The sequence below is a fragment of the Gelidibacter maritimus genome, from assembly GCF_014062315.1.
In the GTDB taxonomy this organism is placed as follows: domain Bacteria; phylum Bacteroidota; class Bacteroidia; order Flavobacteriales; family Flavobacteriaceae; genus Gelidibacter; species Gelidibacter maritimus.
This window is the reverse complement of the sequence record NZ_JACGLT010000001.1, coordinates 1-20,539: the sequence shown is the minus strand read 5'-3', so window position 1 is coordinate 20,539 and position 20,539 is coordinate 1. Positions and strand designations below refer to the sequence as shown.

Below are 20,539 nucleotides of genomic sequence, written 5' to 3'. Positions count from 1 at the left end.
ATTTTTAGCAGACTTAAATTTGAGCGTGCAAAGGTAATAATTTTTATTAAACCTTCAAAACTAATCGATTATAGTCGCTAAAAGTAGATGCCGTGGAACTTTATGCCATTTTCATCGGTAAACTCCATGGCTGGAAAAGGCACCTTAATGACGTTCAAAACATCAAAAACGGATCTCAAGACATTTGAATTTGTTTTTATCCTTGATAAATCCAGGTCTAAACTTAAATAGAACTGCCGTTTTCTGCTTTTATTGGCATTAAAGTTATTAACAGGCTCATTATGAGCAAATACCATGCCATCCGCACTATAGCCAACAGCAAGATTCAACCATTTTGGAACTTGATCACCATTTAAGAAGGAATTGATATTAAAACTCAACCAATAAGTTTGTCCATTATAATCTTTTAAAAGTTCTTCTAAAAATCCGTTGCCTAATTTATCGGAACTTACCTGAGCATATTTGGTCTGATGGAATGAAAACTTCAAGGATACCCGTTGTTCTTCCCAAAGCAGTTCCTGACCAATATATAATCCGCTACCCACACCATTAGCCAACATATCTCCCCAAGAAAAACCCCACTCTTTGCTAAATCCGTCAAAAACTTCAACAGCGGTTAAAAATGTAAAGCCCAATGTGGCACCATAAATCAATTGTTCTTTCTTACTGGCTCCACTCCAATTTAAGGCATTTGCTCCCAGCCTACCCATTTGATAGGAAGAAAAGACATGGCCCATTTTATCCATCTGCAACCATTCGTTATTATCGTTTATGGTGTGGAATTTGGAGCGCTCATAATCAGCGTACCATAACTGGTTGAGTGCTAATAAAGTCAAACCTCCAACCGCGGCTTCTGTTATATAAACTGCAGCCCTCCTGGATGTATTGAGAGTATCACTTGGAGTTAGAAATTCATTAAGTTTGGACTGAGCAAAGGAATTTGTAGCAAGAAATAAAATTAAAATAAATTTTAATCTTGACATAATTTACCTGTTAACCCCTTGCTGATTAATCCACCGTACATACTCCTGTCTGTTGACATTATGCTGCGACAAAGTCTTGGCAAACTTATGATAGCCAAAATTTTTGACGTCTGCCACAAAATAAAAATAATCGTGCTTTTCATAATCGAGAACAGCATCAATGGCGCTGATATCTGGCATCGTAATTAAACCCGGTGGCAATCCGGCGTATTTATAAGTGTTATAAGGGGAGTCGATGACCAAATCTTTATAAAGCACGCGTTTGATTATCTGATCAAAATCTCCAGAGGTATGTTTTATGGCATAAATAACCGTCGGGTCTGCTTGCAAGGGCATTCCAATCTTCAACCGATTCATATAAACACCAGCAACACGCTTACGTTCATCTACTTTTGCGGTCTCCTTTTGCACAATTGACGCCATTGTCATCACCTCATCTGGGGTTAAATCCAACGCATTTGCCTTTGCCATTCGCTCATCATTCCAAAAGCGATGGTACTCCTTGAGCATGCGCTCTCTAAATTGTTCAGCAGAAGTATTCCAAAAAAACTCATAACTATTGGGAACATACATCCCCAAAGCTGTTTTGGATGAAAAGTTATTAGCTTTTAAAAACTCAGAAGAAGACATTACAGCATACAATTCTAAACTATCCGCTTCTATTTGAGTAGAAACACGTCCCGCCAACCGTTGCAAAGACTCTTGATTGTTAAATGATAATTTTACGGGGATATTGTTACTCCTAATGGAATTGATAATATCATTGTTATTCATCCCATTCCTTATGGCATACCTACCCGCTTTAATATTGGTTGTATATTTTTTGCGTTCGGCAAGAGCATCAAATTTATCAAGATCTTTTAATAAGGGCTCCAATTCTGACCGAACATCCTGATAGGTCGCATTGGTCGGAATGTAAATATAGGCAACATCATTATTAAATGCCGTATTGGAAACAAACATGGTTTGATATATCATGTAGGCTATTACAGCGGCCACTACTAAGCCAATGAGTGCAATGGCAACGAGAATTTTTTTTATATACATTAGCGATTTATGAGTTGGAGTAAATATTCGTTTTTATAGACGTTTTTATGAAAGGTCCAATCTTTTTTGAGACCCACCTTTTCAAATCCCTGATTGGTAAATAATTTGATGCTATCAAGGTTATCTTCAGAAATATTGCAATAAAGTTGATGCAGATTAAGATGCGTAAAACAATAATTAATCAATAGCTGGAGGGCCTCTTTTCCGTATCCTTTCTGTCGGTTTTCAATATTTTTGACTAAAATCCCAACGCCGGCGCGACTGTTCTTAAAATCAAAATCAAATAAATCAATCATCCCCAGAGGATGATCTTCATAATCGGATATAACCAAACGCAACTGCTTGGCCTCAAAAATATCTTGATGTGAATTTGCCAGATATTCCTTTAAGATGTACTGGGAATATGGTGTTTGCGTATGGCTCAACTCCCATAAACGTTCATCGTTTTCGATGTCAGACAAAAAGCTTATATCTTCAGGCTCTAAAGCTCTTAAATAAATGTGTATCCCCTTTAACGTGACCATCATATCTCTCCTTTAAAAACCTGAACCGCAGGCCCGATCAACCAAATGTTTTTATAGCCTAAGCTTAGCCCGTTTTTTTCAAACGACACTTGAAGCGTTCCTCCTTGAACATTTAAGGTTATTAGATTATTATTTGTTTCTCCAATATGGTTCATCGCCAATGCAACTGCCGTCACTCCCGTACCACAAGACAAGGTTTCATCTTCAACACCCCGCTCATAAGTTCTTACTGAAAACAATTCGTCTGAAATCTTCGTAACAAAGTTTACGTTTGTTCCCGCTTCATTATACGGAGCACCATACCTAATTGTAGAGCCAATTTTTTTTATATCAAGTTGAGTCAAATCATCTTCCATTTGCACATGGTGTGGTGAACCTGTATTTAAAAAAACGTGCGAATCAAATTTTTCCAAATGACTGACATCTTGCATTTGGAGTCTTACAGTAGTCTTTGCTATCTCAGCGTGATGTAGGCCGTCAATGGCCTCAAAACTTGTACGGTTTTCAATAATCCCAAGGAATTTTGCAAAGGCAACAATGCACCTTCCTCCATTACCACACATGGAACTTTCATTGCCGTCAGCATTAAAATAAACCATCTTAAAATCCAAGGTTTCGTGGTTCTCTAAAAGGATAAGCCCGTCAGCTCCAATGCCAAAACGTCTGCTGCACATGGATTTTATGAGTTTGGTATCGTTTTTGTCAAAAGATAGATAACGATTGTCAATCATCACAAAATCATTGCCTGTGCCTTGATATTTATAGAAGGTCTGTTTCATAGATTTGGCAAATATAAGGATTATTGACGGTTTATTGAGGTGTTAAACGACCGTTAAAGTTGGCGTTAAAATCCGTTAAACAAACATTTTTCGTGCAACAAAAAGCTAATTTTAATCGTTATAAACCCATATTTTATCTTATTAATTTCATAATTCATTAATAAACTATATTCAAAATGAAAAAGATTTTAACCCTAATTTTAGTCTCTGCATTAGGTGGAATCATGACACTTTCTGCCTATAAGTTTTTTATTGAGGAAGAAAGTGAAGCTCTGATTACAACGAGCTCTGAACCTACCTTATCTTATTTTCCTACCAGCCATAAGGCAGTGGCGTCTTACGGTACATTAAATGTTCCAGATTTTACTGAGGCGGCAAATGATGCTGTTCATACTGTAGTGCACGTAAAAAATACAACTATCAGCAGAGCCCCTATGACCCTACAGGATCTGTTTATGGGTAGAAACACGGAGCGCGCCCAAGTGGGAACCGGCAGTGGTGTTATTATTTCGCCAGACGGTTATATCATTACAAATAACCATGTGATCAATGGCGCCCAAAAGCTTTCCATAACGTTAAATGACAATAGAATATATGATGCCGAACTTATCGGAACCGATGAAAAAACAGATATTGCCTTATTAAAGATTGATGCCAGTACTGATTTGGCTTTTGCAACTTTTGGAGATTCTGATCAAGCTAAAGTTGGTGAGTGGGTTTTGGCAGTGGGCAATCCATTTAATTTAACCTCCACAGTTACTGCTGGTATTATTAGCGCAAAATCCAGAGACCTATCTGGGACACAGGCACAATCGTTTATTCAAACCGATGCTGCCGTTAACCCTGGTAACTCAGGTGGAGCCCTGGTCAATACGCGTGGTGAACTCATTGGAATCAATACGGCCATTACATCACAAACTGGTTCTTATATTGGATATTCCTTTGCAGTACCTAGTAATATCGCCAGGAAAGTTGTTGAGGACATTATGGAGTTTGGTAATGTTCAAAAAGGCATCTTAGGAGTTAGAGGAGGCGAACTGAACAGTAAATCTGCTGAAACTTTTGAGGTCAATACAACTCAAGGATTTTATGTTAGCGATGTAGAAGAAAATTCAGGCGCAGAAAAAGCTGGCGTCAAGAAAGGTGATATCATCAAAAAAATTGACAATATTAATATTTCCAAATTCTCCGATTTGAGCGGCTATTTGAGCACAAAACGACCGAATGACGTGGTTAATCTAACTCTGATTAGAAATGGAGATGAAAAAGTTATTCCGGTTACCTTATCGAAAACGGAAATTATGACCGTTGATTTTTTAAACATGCAATTGAGAAATATTCCGAATGACCTTAAAAAAAGTGCAAACATCAATAATGGTGTAGTCGTCGTTAAAAATGAGAATTATGCACTTTACAAGAATTTAGGTATCAATAGAGGTTATATCATTACGGAAATTAATGATCAAAAAATCAACAGCGTGGATGACATTATCAAATTAAAACAAAAACATGGTGATAATCTTGAGAAGAACCTTAGAAAGTTATCCATCATTAATAGTTCAGGCCAAAAAGAGAGTTTTATTTTTAAATAAAATATAACAATCGTTATTACAGTAATGACCCTATGGTAACCAACTTTACCATAGGGTTTTTTATTTCTGCAAAACGTTACGAAAACGATTGAAATATGTTACTTTTGCAGTCCGAAACTTCGGATAAAAACACAACATCAACGTGTCTTCATACCATGGGGACACATAAACTTTTAAAACAATGAGTTTGAACGGAACTTATGAAAATGAATTGGCTTTTCAGGCGGATAGACGAAAAGCAACGGTTGAATTTATTAAGATAGTTAGCGATTTATGGTATGACAAATCCATTGAGCTTGTTCTATTTAGAAATGAACTGATTGATAGAAATGTCAGCGACATATTAAATCTGCATGAATATGCCGGTGAATTTGTTCAGAAACCAATTTCAATTTTCGATTCAGTAGAAATTGCTCAGGCCATCAAAACCTTGGATGTACCTCCAGCAAAATTGGATATCGGAAAATTGACCTATGAATTCCATTTGGAAGATCAGAAATATTCCAATGCCACCGCCTTTGTTGCCGATAAACTTAAAAGCGCAAGAAAAATTGATTCTATAAAGCCCAAAGATGTCGTTTTATATGGCTTTGGAAGAATTGGCCGGTTATTGGCAAGAGAACTAATGGCAAAAACCGGCAAAGGCAGTCAAATGCGTCTGAGAGCTATTGTCACCCGTGGAAAAATCGATCAAGTTGTTTTAGAAAAGAGAGCGTCCTTGCTTCGAAACGATTCTGTACATGGCAATTTTTCAGGTACTGTAATTACCGATCTTGAAAACAGTGCGCTTATTATTAATGGCACAACGGTAAACGTTATTTCAGCCAATGCCCCAGAAGATATTGATTATACAAAATACGGCATTAAAGACGCTTTGGTCATTGACAATACTGGTGCTTTCAGAGATCAAGAAGCACTAAACAGACACCTCAAATCAAATGGCATCAGCAAGGTGCTATTGACGGCACCTGGTAAAGGGGTCCCAAATATTGTTCACGGGGTCAATCATTTAGATTACAATCCGGATAAAGTTGATATTTTTTCTGCTGCATCCTGTACCACCAACGCAATTACACCAGTATTAAAAGTCATTGAAGACACCTTTGGTGTGAAGTATGGCCATTTAGAAACGATACACTCCTATACCAATGATCAGAATTTAGTAGACAATTTCCATAATAAATACCGTCGTGGGCGCGCAGCAGCTTTGAATATGGTTATTACAGAAACTGGTGCCGGAAGTGCGGTCTCAAAAGCACTCCCAACCCTGGAGGGGAAATTGACCTCCAATGCCATTCGTGTTCCAGTTCCAAACGGGTCATTGGCCATATTGAATTTAGAGCTTGACAAACCCACATCGCTTGACGGCATTAATACCATTATGAAAAAATATGCCCTGGAAGGCAATCTTGTTGAACAAATAAAATTTGAACTGAACGATGAGCTCGTATCCAGCGATATTGTGGGCTGTTCTGCACCAGCAATTTATGACAGCAAAGCAACTATAGTAAGAGAGGGTGGCAAAAACATCATTTTATATGTTTGGTATGATAATGAGTATGGTTATAGCCACCAAGTTATCAGGCTGGCAAAATATATTTCTAAAGTAAGACGTTTCACCTATTATTAGTTGTGGAACTTCCAATCGTAAAACATCTAAAATAAAACTTCAACCGTATATAAAATAGCCTCCTAACCGTGAGGCTATTTGTTTTAAATATTAGTATACATCTACATATTTTTTTTATCTTGTTCGAAATTTAACCACATTAGAAAAATCAAACAAATGCATTCATTAAAATCTTTAAGCATCACAATATTTTGCTGCTTGTTTTCTATCGTTTCACATGCCCAACAAACAACCAATGACGAAAATGACAAACTATCGTTAACCGAAGGCACAGTGGACAATCAATTTGAATATGTGATTCAAAAGTCGAATAATTACCAGGATTATAAGGTGGTCAAAAAAACCTGGCTATATACATTAAAGGCCCATACCATGGATTCGTTGAAGGCCATCCGAAAAGATTTAGTAGATACTCAAAATGTAGTTGACAGTCAAGTTGCAGAAATTACAACTCTAAAAAGTAATTTATCTGAAACCCAAGCCACTTTGGCTGACACCAATGAGGAGAAAGACAATATGGCATTATTCGGGTTGCAAATGAGTAAAAATAATTATAACGTATTAATGTGGAGCATCATCGGGGCGCTTTTTGCGTTGCTGTTAATTTTTATTTATAAATTTAGAAACAGCAACTCTGTAACCAGATTAGCAAAAAAATCATTGTTGGAAACAGAAGAAGAATTCGAAGAGCACAGACGAACAGCGCTGGAGCGTGAACAGAAAGTGAGACGACAGCTACAGGACGAAATCAACAAACAAAAAACAATAAAATAAATCTAAAAAATCTGTAAGCACCTTGCAGATTTTTTTTTGATTCCATTATTACAGAAGTCTGGAAGCATTACAGAAAATCATATAGTTTTTCGCATCTTTGCATTTAACTAAAACCATTAGTCACAGTTTCTCTTGATTTAACTACTTAAGGTTTCTTTATTTTCCTGAAGCATAGTCACATTAGAAGATAGATTAAAAGATTTAACATAATTTATAGATGGTTGGCCTGAGACAGTTCTTATCACTGTGCAAGAGCTACTACCTAACCCACCAAATAGTAATAAGCAGATGACTTCAATTCTTTTCGATGCCTGTGGACTGCCAATTAATGACTGAATAACATGCGTATAGATATCATCACAGTTTTACCAGAGTTACTTAAAAGCCCTTTTGAAGCCTCCATATTAAGACGCGCAATCGACGCAGGCCTGGTTGAAGTGCATTTTCATAATTTAAGAGACTACACCTCAGATCGCTATAAATCAATAGATGACACACAATTTGGTGGCGGTGCAGGAATGGTGATGATGATTGAGCCCATTGACAAGTGCATTTCTAAATTAAAGGAAGAACGAGATTATGACGAAATCATATATATGACACCCGATGGGCATACCTTGAACCAAGGTATGGCCAATACGCTTTCTCTTAAAAAAAACATTATAATTCTGTGCGGCCACTATAAAGGTGTGGACCAACGGGTAAGGGATTTATTGATTACTAAAGAGATTTCAATTGGCGATTACGTACTTTCAGGAGGCGAATTGGGCGCGGCTGTCCTATGCGATGCAATCATACGGTTAATTCCAGGCGTACTGGGAAATGAAACATCCGCCTTGACTGACTCTTTTCAAGATCATTTATTGGCACCCCCTATTTATACCAAGCCTCGGGAGTATAAAGGTTTGAAAGTACCTGAAGTTTTATTTTCTGGTCACTTTGCGAATATAGAAAAGTGGCGGGAAGAGCAAGCCTACGAACATACCAAGGAACGACGACCGGATTTGCTAAAGGATTGATCGTTGCCCCATATTGAGTTCTGACATTTAATTCAAAATGATGTTGGAACTTGGCGCTTGATCCACCATATTTAAAGCGTGCTTCAATACCCAACTTCTCTAAAAACTGGAAAGAATATTTTTTTTAAATATTAATTGTTAATTATTAATTATTCCTTACTTTTGCATCCAATTTCAGATTAACCTCTGACGATTTACGTGAATGTTGGTCTGGATCAATCTTAAAAATTAAAAGAAATGAATTCTTTAGTGAAATTTGTACAAGACGAATTTGTAGAAAAAAAAGAATATCCTCAATTCGGTGCAGGTGATACAATCACTGTGTATTACGAAATTAGAGAGGGTGATAAAAAACGTACTCAGTTCTTTAGAGGTGTGGTATTGCAACGTAAAGGCTCTGGAAGTTCAGAAACCTTTACCATCCGTAAAATGTCTGGGATAGTTGGTGTAGAACGTATCTTTCCAATCAATCTTCCTGCCCTTCAGAAAATTGAAGTGAACAAGAGAGGTAAAGTTAGACGTGCCCGTATTTTCTATTTTAGAGATCTTACTGGTAGAAAAGCAAGAATTAAAGAAAGAAGAGGATAATAACCTCAAACATATATTTAAAAAAGCCTTGATGTATTCAAGGCTTTTTTTTATGAACAATTGTTAATAAGTTAAGTTTATAGCCAGTTGATAACTAAGCAGCTAAATATTTTGGCCAGGACAACTTTTTTTTGTAAATTAGTAAAACGATTTGATAACAACCTCAGTGTTGGTTTTAACATAAAAAATTGAATTTAATTCAAATCGAATAAAGTAACGTTCTTTATAAGATTGTTTTTTGAGGTTTTTCAAGAGTTACGTGTATGCGTGAAAAACTGAAAAATCATGATACTTTAAAAAGTGCATCATGCTTCGGCAGGGTGTAACTAGGAAAGTTGAAAGTTTCCAAAGATGGTAGCAACGAAAGTAAATACTAAGGTAGGAAGCAATGTTATAGATGTTGTATGTCGTGAAAACGAGTTGCAAGATTTATGACATCAAGAAAAACAATTACCAGAACATTTCGTTAACAGGTCAATACATTTTGAAAGTTAAGGAATGTTTTATTGAAATAGTAAACTTGAATTGAAAAAGACGATTGTAAAACGTGAGTTTTAGTCGGCTGATTTAACAGCAATGTTAATTAGATCACGTCACTGTTTCAAAAGAAAGCCATGTCAAGGTAGTTTAACTACAATGATATGGCTTTTGTTTTTATAATAGATTACACCTAACTTCGGCTGCTCATTTCTTAATCCAACCCATGACACCAACCTTTATAGATTCCGAACATTTCTCTAATAAAGATTTTACCGTAAAGCCATTTAAAAAAGCAGAATACGACAATTGTGTTTTTACAAACTGCAACTTCGCTGAAGCTGATTTGTCCTCCACCACTTTTATAGAATGCGAATTTAATACCTGCAATTTCAGCAACGCCAATCTTAAATACACCATCTTTAGAGACGTTGATTTTATGGATTGTAAATTGGTTGGAGCCCAATTTCAGGATTGCAACCCGTTTTTATTATCCTTTAATTTTGCAAATTGTCAACTCCAATTTTCTTCCTTTTACAAATTGAAATTAAATGGTATCAAGTTCGTCAAGTGCAATCTCAATCAAGTCAATTTCGCTGAAGCAGTTCTAAACAATGCGTTATTTGATGCCTGCGATTTTAAACATGCAATTTTCGAGCAGACCAATCTTAAAAGCAGCGATTTAAGCAGCTCAAAAAACTTTGTTATAAACCCTGAAAACAACACCATTGTACGAGCTAAGTTCTCTAAAGAAAATGTGCTGGGATTATTACATCATTATCAAATCAATATCGTTTAATTGAACGCTTTCTGCTTTCGATGCTAAACTCATTTTCGTATATTTGCACAGCCTAATTTCGGGCTAATCTATAAAATTTAAATTCACAGTACTTATGCCGAAAACTTCCACTATCATTTATACAAAAACAGACGAGGCACCTGCTTTGGCAACCCGATCGTTATTACCAATTATCAAGTCATTTACCGCATCGTCCAATATTGAGATTGCCACCAAGGACATTTCATTGGCAGCACGGATTTTAGCACTTTTTCCTGATTATTTGAATGAAGATCAAAAAGTATCAGATGCCTTGGCCGAATTAGGGCAACTGGTTAAAGAGCCTGAAGCAAATATCATTAAACTACCAAACATCAGTGCTTCAGTGCCGCAACTTAAAGAAGCTATTGCTGAGCTAAAATCTCAAGGATTCAATATTCCAAATTATCCTGACGAAGTTCAGACAGAAGAAGATAAAGACATCAGATCACGTTATGATAAAGTTAAAGGAAGTGCAGTTAACCCAGTACTTCGTGAAGGGAATTCTGACCGACGGGCACCGAGAGCTGTTAAAAATTACGCCAAGAAAAACCCGCATTCCATGGGCGAATGGTCACCAAATTCAAAAACTCAGGTGGCGACCATGTCTGAGGGCGATTTCTTTCATACAGAAAAATCCTTAACCATTTCTAAGGCGGATATCGTCAGCATTAAATTTATTGGAAAGGAAGGGAAAGAAACCATTTTGAAAGATAATTTGAAATTAAAGGATGGTGAAATTATTGACGCTTCAGTCATGCGCAAAAAAGCATTGATTGCATTTTTAAAAGAAGCTGTTTCTGATGCCAAGGCTAAAGATGTGCTTCTTTCTGTGCATTTAAAGGCAACCATGATGAAGGTCTCTGATCCGATCATTTTCGGTCATGCCGTGCAAGTCTATTTCAAAGATGTATTTGAAAAATATCAAGCCGAATTTAAACAAATTGGGTTCAGTCCAAGCAATGGTTTAGCTAATTTATATGATGAACTGAACGAACTTCCTGAAGCAAAACGCAATGAGATTAAAACTGCTATTGCAGATGCCATTGCTGCCGGTCCGGATTTGGCTATGGTTAATTCAGATAAAGGCATCACCAATCTTCATGTGCCAAGTGATGTCATTATTGATGCCTCCATGCCAGCAATGATCAGAACCTCTGGTAAAATGTGGAACGCCCAAGGAAGACCTGAAGACACCTTAGCCGTTATTCCTGATAGCAGTTATGCTGGTTTATATCAAGCGACCATCGATTTCTGTAAAAAACATGGTGCTTTTGACCCAACAACTATGGGGACAGTTCCCAATGTTGGTCTGATGGCACAAAAAGCCGAAGAATATGGTTCTCATGACAAAACTTTTGAAATGACCAATGATGGAAAAGTTGTGGTCATCAATTCAGAAGGAAAAACAATCATTGAACATGATGTTGAAACCGGAGATATTTGGAGAATGTGCCAAGTTAAAGATGCACCAATCCAAGATTGGATAAAGTTAGCTGTAACAAGAGCAAAAGCTTCTGATACGCCTGCTGTTTTTTGGTTGGACGAAAATAGAGCACATGATGCTGAATTGATCAAGAAAGTGAATCAATACCTTCCAAACCACGATACTCAAGGCTTGGACATAAAAATCCTGTCTCCATCAGAAGCAACCACCTTTACTTTGGCACGCATTAAAGATGGAAAGGACACGATTTCCGTGACAGGAAATGTTTTGCGTGATTATTTAACAGACCTCTTCCCTATTTTAGAATTGGGAACCAGTGCAAAAATGTTATCTATTGTGCCCTTAATGAATGGAGGCGGACTGTTTGAAACAGGTGCTGGAGGATCTGCTCCAAAACACGTTGAACAATTTGTTGAAGAAGATCATTTACGCTGGGATTCGTTGGGCGAATTTTTGGCCTTAGCGGTATCCTTAGAGCATTTGGCGGAAACAAATGACAATCCTAAAGCTCAGATTTTAGCGGACACTTTAGATGAAGCGACCGGTAAATTATTGGATAATGGAAAATCACCTTTACGTAAAGCAGGCGAATTGGACAATAGAGGCAGTCATTTCTATTTGGCTCTCTATTGGGCAGAAGCCTTGGCTAACCAAACATTGGACATGCAATTGCAAGAAGAATTCAAAACACTTTCGGAGGTGCTAAAATCCAATGAAAGCGTTATCAATTCAGAACTAATCGAGGTTCAAGGCAAACCTGTCTCAATTGGCGGTTATTACAATCCAAATGAAGAGAAGCTTAGCACAGCTATGCGACCAAGTTCAACGTTAAATGCGATTATTAATAATAAGAATAAAACTATTTAAAGGTTCAAATTTGTTTATAGTTATTAAAAAATAATTAAACAAAATTAACACAAAAAGCTCCTTTTATCGAGGAGCTTTTTTTATTTTTAATAAAAAATTGCAGATGACCTCTAAACTTAAAGTATGTCTATGGCTGACGCTATGTTTGTCACTATATATCACCGCACAGGAAAAATTTACGCTAAGCGGAAAAATCACAGATCAACATAGTAATGAAACCTTAATCGGGGTCAATATTATCTTTCCAGAGCTGCAAACGGGAACCATTACCAATGAATACGGATTCTATTCCATCACCTTGGCAAAAGGAAATTACAATTTTCAAATCAGTTATTTGGGTTTTAATAGTATTTCCGAAACCATTACGATGGATGAAAACAAAACACTCAATTTCAAACTTACCGAATCTACTGAAAGCTTGGACGAGATCGTTATTACTGAAAATGTTGAGAAACTGAACATTCGTAAACCACAAATGAGTGTCAATTCCTTATCCATAAATACTATCAAACAGATTCCGGTGGTCTTAGGAGAAGTAGATGTCATCAAATCAATTACCCTTTTACCTGGCGTCAGCAATGCTGGAGAAGGTTCTTCCGGATTTAATGTCAGAGGTGGTGCGGCAGATCAAAATTTAATTCTTTTAGATGAAGCAATCATCTTTAATTCCTCGCATCTTTTTGGTTTGTTCTCCGTCTTTAACCCAGATGCCATAAAGGATTTAAAGCTTTACAAAGGAGGAATTCCCGCAAAATACGGTGGACGCGTATCTTCTGTTTTGGATATATATCAAAAGGAAGGCAATAGCAATACATTTCAAATGAACGGTGGCATCGGAATCGTTTCAAGCAGATTGCTTGCCGAAGGCCCCATAGTAAAGGAAAAAGGATCGTTTTTATTAGGTGGTCGTTCAAGCTACGCGCACTTGTTCTTCCCTCTATTTGACCTCGATAGCAAGGCCTATTTTTATGATCTCAACACCAAAATAAGTTTGAACATCAATAACAATAATAATATCTACCTCTCTGGTTATTTTGGCAGAGACGTTTTTCAAATTTCCGACAGTTTTGATAATAGCTACGGAAATACGGTATTGAATTTCCGATGGAACCATTTGTATTCAGATAAATTATTTTCGAACCTGTCTCTCATTTATTCGGATTACTACTACGGGTTAGCGCTTAAATTCGTGGAGTTTGATTGGACATCAGGAATTAAAAACTTCAATCTAAAATACGACCTTAAACATTATATCTCTTCCAACTTTAAGCTGGAATATGGTTTAAACAGCCTCTACCTTACTTTTAATCCCGGAGAAATAAATCCGACCTCGGAAACTTCCGGAATTAATCCTTATGACCTCATTAAGAAATATGCTTTCGAAAATGCCATCTATATCGACGCCGAGCATCAAATAAATACCAATTTTGCCATTTCTTACGGGTTAAGATTGAGCTCATTCCATCGGTTGGGACAGACAGAATTAAATAGCTACGATAATAATCAGCCAGTCAGTTTCAATGAAGATCTTCAAATTTATGAAAAGGCAGAAGCTATTGGTGTCGATAATTATAACCGATCTGATGTAATAGAGTCGTTTATAAATTTCGAACCGAGATTGGCCATGGCCTACCAAATCAATGAGATTTCATCAATTAAGGCAAGCTATAACCGAATGAGTCAATACTTGCACCTACTTTCCAATACCAGCTCTCCTACCCCATTGGATGTGTGGGCACCAAGTGGTAAATATATCAAACCACAACTTTTGGATCAGGTCGCTTTGGGCTATTTTAGAACATTTAAAGACACCAAATATTCGTTGGAAGTTGAGGCCTTCTATAAAGACATCAAAAACCGGATTGACTATATAGATGGTGCCAACCTTATTGCTAACGATGCCATCGAGCAGGTCATCTTAAACGGAAAAGCCAGAGCCTACGGATTGGAAGTACTGCTAAGAAAAAACGACGGACGTCTAAAAGGATGGATGGCCTATACGCTTTCAAAATCGGAACAGCAAACTCCAGGCAGGACTTCTTTTGAGACTGGAATTAACGATGGTAATTGGTACAACACACCGTACGATAAAACTCATGATATTTCCATAACATCAAGTTATGAGTTGAACAAGAAATGGAGCTTGAGCAGTAATTTTATCTTTCAGACAGGGCAGCCAACTACTTTTCCAAATGGCCAATATGAATACAACGGAATTTCCATTCCCAATTATGAAGGGAGAAACTCCAGCCGACTAACCAATTATCACCGGTTGGACCTGTCTGCCAATTACAATCCACATCCAAATTCTGCAAAAAAATGGAAAGGAGAATGGATTTTTAGTATTTATAACCTGTATAGTCGTAAAAATGCAGCCTCAATAGCATTCAAGGAAAATCGTGATACCGGTGTCAATGAAGCTAGCAGACTGTCACTTTTTGGAATTATCCCTTCAATTTCATATAATTTTAAATTTTAGAAAATGAAAAAGTATTTATTCATATTATCTATACTATTTCTTCAAACATCATGTGAAGATATCATTGACCCCGATCTAAATAATACAGAACCGAAATTGGTAATTGAAGCCTCCATAAATTGGATTAAAGGTACTTCTGGCAATAAGCAATTTGTGAAGCTCTCACTAACAGCTCCTTATTTTAACAACACTATTCCACCAGCCAACGGGGCTACCGTTGTTATTACAGACCAAGATAATGTGGTTTACAACTTTGTGGAAGAAGGAACGACAGGCATTTATAAGAACACCGAATTTGCTCCTATTATCAACAACACTTATTCATTAAAAATTACCTATGATGAGGAAGTATACATAGCCACAGAGACTATGAAATCTGTTGTACCTATTGATTATGTGGGACAAACCCTTGAAGGCGGTTTTTCAGGAGAAGACACCGAACTGAAGGCCTACTATACCGATCCTGCCGATGAAACTAATTTTTATTTTTTCGAATTCATAAGTGATATTCCGGCCATTCCAACCTTGGCCGTTTACGATGATAAATATAATAATGGCAATCAAATTTTTGGTTTTTATTCAGAAGAAGACTTAGATGTTGGAGACCAAGTCACTATTCGCAACCACGGCGTATCTGAACGGTTTTACAACTATATGTTCATTTTACTCCAGCAGAATAGTAATGGTGGTGGTCCATTTGAAGCCCAGCCCACCACAGTCAGAGGTAATTGTATTAATGAAACCAATCCTGACAACTTCCCTTTAGGTTATTTTAGACTTTCTGAAGTATCAGAGGTAATTTATACCATTCAGTAGATTTATTTGGAGGTTCCGCTTTTCACTTTACTGTTCAAAGCGGCGTGCTGTTCACTGTATCTTTTTATGCGAATAAGGTATAGCTTCTGAATTCAAATCAAACGCGCATAAAAAGGATGCCGTTACCATCACTAACCCACCCATATTATTAGAGTCATTAACAAAATTTCGTATTTTTGTCTTATGCAATTCAATAAAACCACAGAACAAGATTCACCTTACGATCATTTGGAAAAAATGAGCGTTTCAGAATTACTCATCAACATCAACGCAGAAGACAAAACGGTAGCATTTGCTGTCGAAAAAGCAATGCCGCAAATTGAGGCTTTGATCAAGCAAATCATTCCAAAATTAAAATCAGGAGGACGCCTATTTTATATCGGTGCAGGTACAAGTGGACGCATGGGTGTTTTGGATGCTTCAGAATGTCCGCCAACCTTCGGTGTAAGCCCTGATCTGGTAGTTGGCTTGATTGCAGGCGGTGACGGAGCAATTAGAAATGCGGTCGAATTTGCAGAAGATTCTACAGACCAAGGATGGCATGACTTACAAGATTACGATGTCAATTCTAATGATGTTGTAATTGGTATCGCTGCTTCCGGAACTACGCCTTACGTGATTTCTGCCTTAGAAGCCTGCAATACTCATAATGTTATCACAGGTTCCATTTCCTGCAACCATAATAGTCCACTATCTCAAACCGCACAATTTCCTATAGAAGTTATCGTTGGTCCAGAGTTTGTAACCGGTAGTTCAAGAATGAAAGCTGGTACCGCTCAAAAGTTGGTATTGAACATGATTTCGACAGCTGCAATGATCCAACTAGGTAAAATTAAAGGCAACAAAATGGTGGATATGCAATTAAGCAATAATAAATTGGTAGATAGAGGTATTAAAATGATTATGACGGAGCTTAATATTGATTTTATGGAAGCTCAAGCACTTTTAGAAACCCACCAAAATGTAAGGTCTGCAATTCAAAACTACACTTATGGAAACAAAACGCACAAATAAAAATCTTTTGGTTAAAGGACTTCAGAATTTGGGCATATGTCTAGTACTGATGTTTACAGGACCAACCGTCCTCTATCTTGCGTTCAGCAATCAAGATAAGCCCACCTATATTTTAGTTCTGATTCTTGCTATTCTACTTTGTATTGGAGCTATTTTCTTTTTATTTAGAGGCATCTATATTATTATGCAAAGTTTGTTCAATGATTAACCAATTTCAGCAGCTTTCTACTCCGAGCTATTGGTATCAGTATTGACAATTTCTTCAAACATTATTTACAATTTTCTTAAAGAACAAGAATTCGCATTCGGATTACCGTTGATTTAATGATGCTATTGACCGGTATTTTGTATCAATGAGATTTTGCATTTCGTTAATAGAATCCATTTTTTTGATTCGGATTAACTGACACTCTACGGTTGTCATTGGTTTCTGATGAGATTCAGGTAAGGTTAGGGACAGATTGCGCGTACTGCCAGGCCTGGGCCTGTCGGTAGAGCGCAAAAAAAAAATCCCTTCATGTTTCCATGAAGGGATTCTCTAAAAAAGGCGGCGACCTACTCTCCCACGAGATGCAGTACCATCGGCGCAAACGGGCTTAACTTCTCTGTTCGGAATGGTAAGAGGTGAGCCCCGTCGCTATAACCACCTTAAGCTTTATCCCGCACCTGATGCGGGATCTCTTTCTTTAAAAGAAAGACAAATATCGTGACATATTGAAAAAAGCACACTTGGTGTGTCTATACATAAAAAACTGTTGTACTCTAAAAAACAGGCGTACAATAAGCCTATGGGCTATTAGTACCACTCGGCTGTGACATTGCTGCCTTTACACCTATGGCCTATCGACGTGGTCATCTTCCACGGCCCTTTAAAGAAATCTCATCTTGTGGTGGGTTTCGCGCTTATATGCTTTCAGCGCTTATCCCTTCCGAACGTAGCTACCCAGCAATGCCACTGGCGTGACAACTGGTGCACCAGAGGTTCGTCCAACTCGGTCCTCTCGTACTAGAGTCAGATCCACTCAAATTTCTAACGCCCACAGTAGATAGAGACCGAACTGTCTCACGACGTTCTGAACCCAGCTCGCGTGCCACTTTAATGGGCGAACAGCCCAACCCTTGGGACCTTCTCCAGCCCCAGGATGTGACGAGCCGACATCGAGGTGCCAAACCCCCCCGTCGATATGAGCTCTTGGGGGAGATCAGCCTGTTATCCCCGGCGTACCTTTTATCCTTTGAGCGATGGCCCTTCCATGCGGAACCACCGGATCACTATGCTCTACTTTCGTACCTGATCGACCTGTTTGTCTCTCAGTCAAGCCCCCTTATGCCATTGCACTCTGCGCACGGTTACCAAGCGTGCTGAGGGAACCTTTAGAAGCCTCCGTTACTCTTTTGGAGGCGACCACCCCAGTCAAACTACCCACCAAGCACTGTCCCCTTTGTCCAAGGGTTAGACTCTAGACAAGCAAAGGGTGGTATTTCAACAATGACTAACCTACGCCTGGCGACGCAGGATCGAAGTCTCCCACCTATCCTACACATTACTTATCCAAAACCAATACTAAGCTATAGTAAAGGTGCACGGGGTCTTTTCGTCCCACTGCGGGTAATCGGCATCTTCACCGATACTACAATTTCACCGAGCTCATGGCTGAGACAGTGTCCAGATCGTTGCACCATTCGTGCAGGTCGGAACTTACCCGACAAGGAATTTCGCTACCTTAGGACCGTTATAGTTACGGCCGCCGTTTACTGGGGCTTCAATTCAGATCTTCTGCGCCGAGGCGCATAAACCCTCCTCTTAACCTTCCAGCACCGGGCAGGTGTCAAGCCTTATACGTCATCTTTCGATTTAGCAAAGCTCTGTGTTTTTGATAAACAGTCGCCTGGACTCTTTCACTGCGGCCCCCCCGGAGGGGGGCGACGCTTCTCCCGAAGTTACGCGTCTATTTTGCCTAGTTCCTTAGCCATGAATCTCTCGAGCACCTTAGAATTCTCATCCCAACTACCTGTGTCGGTTTGCGGTACGGGCTGCTTCACTCGCTTTTCTTGGAAGTCGCTTCTCTGGATTATCACCTTGGCCGTAGCCTCGGTGTACTATCGCGGCATTGCTGCTCGCTTCAACGTGCTATTCCGTCAGCACGCACCAAATATACGCCTCCGTCACTTTTAACGTGAGCAGGTACCAGAATATTAACTGGTTGTCCATCCACTACCCCTTTCGGGTTCGCGTTAGGTCCCGACTAACCCTCAGCTGATTAGCATAGCTGAGGAAACCTTAGTCTTTCGGTGTGCGGGTTTCTCGCCCGCATTATCGTTACTTATGCCTACATTTTCTTTTGTAGCTTCTCCAGCATGACTCACATCACACCTTCGACGACACTACAATGCTCCCCTACCATCCGCACGTGGCGGATCCATAGCTTCGGTAATATGTTTATGCCCGATTATTATCCATGCCGAACCGCTCGACTAGTGAGCTGTTACGCACTCTTTAAATGAATGGCTGCTTCCAAGCCAACATCCTAGCTGTCTGTGCAGTTCGACCGCGTTATTTCAACTTAACATATATTTGGGGACCTTAGCTGATGGTCTGGGTTCTTTCCCTCTCGGACTTGGACCTTAGCACCCAAGCCCTCACTGCTGATCAACATCCTGTAGCATTCGGAGTTTGTCAGGAATTGGTAGGCGGTGAAGCCCCCGCATCCAATCAGTAGCTCTACCTCTACAGAACTATAAATCAACGCTGCACCTAAATGCATTTCGGGGAGTACGAGCTATTTCCGAGTTTGATTGGCCTTTCACCCCTACCCACAGGTCATCCGAAGACTTTTCAACGTCTGGCGGTTCGGTCCTCCATTTAGTGTTACCTAAACTTCAACCTGCCCATGGGTAGATCACACGGTTTCGCGTCTACCACTACCAACTAAAGCGCCCTGTTCAGACTCGCTTTCGCTACGGATCCGTGGCTTAACCACTTAACCTCGCTGGCAACGGTAACTCGTAGGCTCATTATGCAAAAGGCACGCCGTCATCCCGATAAATCGGGACTCCGACCGCTTGTAAGCGTATGGTTTCAGGTTCTCTTTCACTCCCTTATTCAGGGTTCTTTTCACCTTTCCCTCACGGTACTGGTTCACTATCGGTCTCTCAGGAGTATTTAGCCTTAACGGATGGTCCCGCCAAATTCGTACAGGGTTTCACGTGCCCCGCACTACTCAGGATACCACTATCTCAACATCAATTGCCCATACCGGGCTATCACCGTCTATGGCCACGCTTTCCAACGTGCTCTGGTTCTTGATGCATCGAACATTGTGGTCCTACAACCCCGACATTGCCGTAACAAGGCCGGTTTGGGCTAATCCGCGTTCGCTCGCCACTACTTACGGAATCACTTTTGTTTTCTTCTCCTCCGGGTACTTAGATGTTTCAGTTCTCCGGGTTTGCTTCCATTGCTGGATACCATATCTTCAATATGGTGGGTTGCCCCATTCGGATATCTGCGGATCGACCTGTATGTGCCAGTCCCCGCAGCTTTTCGCAGCTTATCACGTCCTTCATCGCCTCTGAGAGCCTAGGCATTCCCCATACGCTCTTATGTAGCTTATTGTACTTTTTGTCTTTTAATGAGTTTGCAATCATCCCTTAGCTCGTAAACCAGGAATGACTACGTGTTACTA

General features: G+C 39.1%; 15 protein-coding genes and 2 rRNA genes. 11 read left to right on the top strand and 6 right to left on the bottom strand.

Features of this window, described 5'->3' with window-relative positions; all coding sequences use genetic code 11:
• Positions 1 to 77: 77 nt before the first annotated feature.
• Genes H3Z82_RS00085 through dapF form a run of 4 tightly spaced genes read right to left on the bottom strand, consistent with a single transcriptional unit; the run spans position 78 to position 3,333 of the window.
• The gene (locus H3Z82_RS00085) at positions 78 to 983 is read right to left on the bottom strand and encodes a DUF2279 domain-containing protein (RefSeq protein ID WP_182201842.1); all 906 of its coding nucleotides are present in this window, start codon (positions 981 to 983) and stop codon (positions 78 to 80) included.
• Between the two features lie 3 nt (positions 984 to 986).
• Positions 987 to 2,030 (bottom strand): endolytic transglycosylase MltG, encoded by a 1,044-nt coding sequence (gene mltG / locus H3Z82_RS00080; protein ID WP_182201841.1) that lies wholly within the window; start codon positions 2,028 to 2,030, stop codon positions 987 to 989.
• Positions 2,030 to 2,554, bottom strand: coding sequence for a GNAT family N-acetyltransferase (locus H3Z82_RS00075; protein WP_182202248.1), 525 nt, complete (start codon positions 2,552 to 2,554; stop codon positions 2,030 to 2,032). The genes mltG and H3Z82_RS00075 overlap by 1 nt, the downstream gene beginning before the upstream one ends.
• Positions 2,554 to 3,333 carry a diaminopimelate epimerase gene (dapF, locus tag H3Z82_RS00070; RefSeq protein WP_182201840.1) on the bottom strand — a complete coding sequence of 260 codons (780 nt, stop codon included), beginning with the start codon at positions 3,331 to 3,333 and terminating at the stop codon, positions 2,554 to 2,556. Before dapF ends, H3Z82_RS00075 begins: the two co-directional genes overlap by 1 nt.
• 176 nt (positions 3,334 to 3,509) lie before the next feature.
• Between dapF and H3Z82_RS00065 the strand changes: the two genes are divergently transcribed.
• From H3Z82_RS00065 to H3Z82_RS00015, 11 genes are all read left to right on the top strand, one after another.
• Positions 3,510 to 4,925: a trypsin-like peptidase domain-containing protein gene (locus H3Z82_RS00065; RefSeq protein ID WP_182201839.1), complete on the top strand. Its 1,416-nt coding sequence runs from the start codon at positions 3,510 to 3,512 to the stop codon at positions 4,923 to 4,925.
• Positions 4,926 to 5,106: 181 nt separating this feature from the next.
• Positions 5,107 to 6,555: a glyceraldehyde-3-phosphate dehydrogenase gene (locus tag H3Z82_RS00060; RefSeq protein WP_182201838.1), complete on the top strand. Its 1,449-nt coding sequence runs from the start codon at positions 5,107 to 5,109 to the stop codon at positions 6,553 to 6,555.
• A gap of 156 nt (positions 6,556 to 6,711) precedes the next feature.
• Positions 6,712 to 7,329: a tRNA (guanine-N1)-methyltransferase gene (locus H3Z82_RS00055; RefSeq protein ID WP_182201837.1), complete on the top strand. Its 618-nt coding sequence runs from the start codon at positions 6,712 to 6,714 to the stop codon at positions 7,327 to 7,329.
• 341 nt (positions 7,330 to 7,670) lie between these two features.
• Positions 7,671 to 8,348, top strand: coding sequence for a tRNA (guanosine(37)-N1)-methyltransferase TrmD (gene trmD, locus H3Z82_RS00050; protein WP_182201836.1), 678 nt, complete (start codon positions 7,671 to 7,673; stop codon positions 8,346 to 8,348).
• A gap of 237 nt (positions 8,349 to 8,585) precedes the next feature.
• Positions 8,586 to 8,936 (top strand): 50S ribosomal protein L19, encoded by a 351-nt coding sequence (rplS, locus tag H3Z82_RS00045; protein WP_182201835.1) that lies wholly within the window; start codon positions 8,586 to 8,588, stop codon positions 8,934 to 8,936.
• A 703-nt stretch (positions 8,937 to 9,639) separates the two neighbouring features.
• The gene (locus H3Z82_RS00040; RefSeq protein WP_182201834.1) at positions 9,640 to 10,212 is read left to right on the top strand and encodes a pentapeptide repeat-containing protein; all 573 of its coding nucleotides are present in this window, start codon (positions 9,640 to 9,642) and stop codon (positions 10,210 to 10,212) included.
• A gap of 94 nt (positions 10,213 to 10,306) precedes the next feature.
• Entirely contained in the window at positions 10,307 to 12,544 is a 2,238-nt protein-coding gene (locus H3Z82_RS00035; protein ID WP_182201833.1) for an NADP-dependent isocitrate dehydrogenase, read from the top strand.
• Positions 12,545 to 12,647: 103 nt separating this feature from the next.
• The gene (locus H3Z82_RS00030) at positions 12,648 to 15,023 is read left to right on the top strand and encodes a TonB-dependent receptor (RefSeq protein WP_182201832.1); all 2,376 of its coding nucleotides are present in this window, start codon (positions 12,648 to 12,650) and stop codon (positions 15,021 to 15,023) included.
• Between the two features lie 3 nt (positions 15,024 to 15,026).
• Positions 15,027 to 15,839: a DUF4249 domain-containing protein gene (locus H3Z82_RS00025; RefSeq protein WP_182201831.1), complete on the top strand. Its 813-nt coding sequence runs from the start codon at positions 15,027 to 15,029 to the stop codon at positions 15,837 to 15,839.
• A 183-nt stretch (positions 15,840 to 16,022) separates the two neighbouring features.
• Complete coding sequence (gene murQ, locus H3Z82_RS00020) at positions 16,023 to 16,853, top strand: N-acetylmuramic acid 6-phosphate etherase (protein WP_182201830.1); 831 nt, start codon at positions 16,023 to 16,025, stop codon at positions 16,851 to 16,853.
• Positions 16,831 to 17,061 (top strand): DUF6095 family protein, encoded by a 231-nt coding sequence (locus tag H3Z82_RS00015; RefSeq protein ID WP_182201829.1) that lies wholly within the window; start codon positions 16,831 to 16,833, stop codon positions 17,059 to 17,061. The genes murQ and H3Z82_RS00015 overlap by 23 nt, the downstream gene beginning before the upstream one ends.
• 334 nt (positions 17,062 to 17,395) lie before the next feature.
• On the opposite strand, the gene rrf is transcribed toward H3Z82_RS00015, so the two are convergent.
• Positions 17,396 to 17,504: ribosomal RNA gene (gene rrf / locus H3Z82_RS00010) — 5S ribosomal RNA — on the bottom strand.
• A gap of 125 nt (positions 17,505 to 17,629) precedes the next feature.
• Positions 17,630 to 20,469: ribosomal RNA gene (locus tag H3Z82_RS00005) — 23S ribosomal RNA — on the bottom strand.
• Positions 20,470 to 20,539 lie beyond the last annotated feature (70 nt).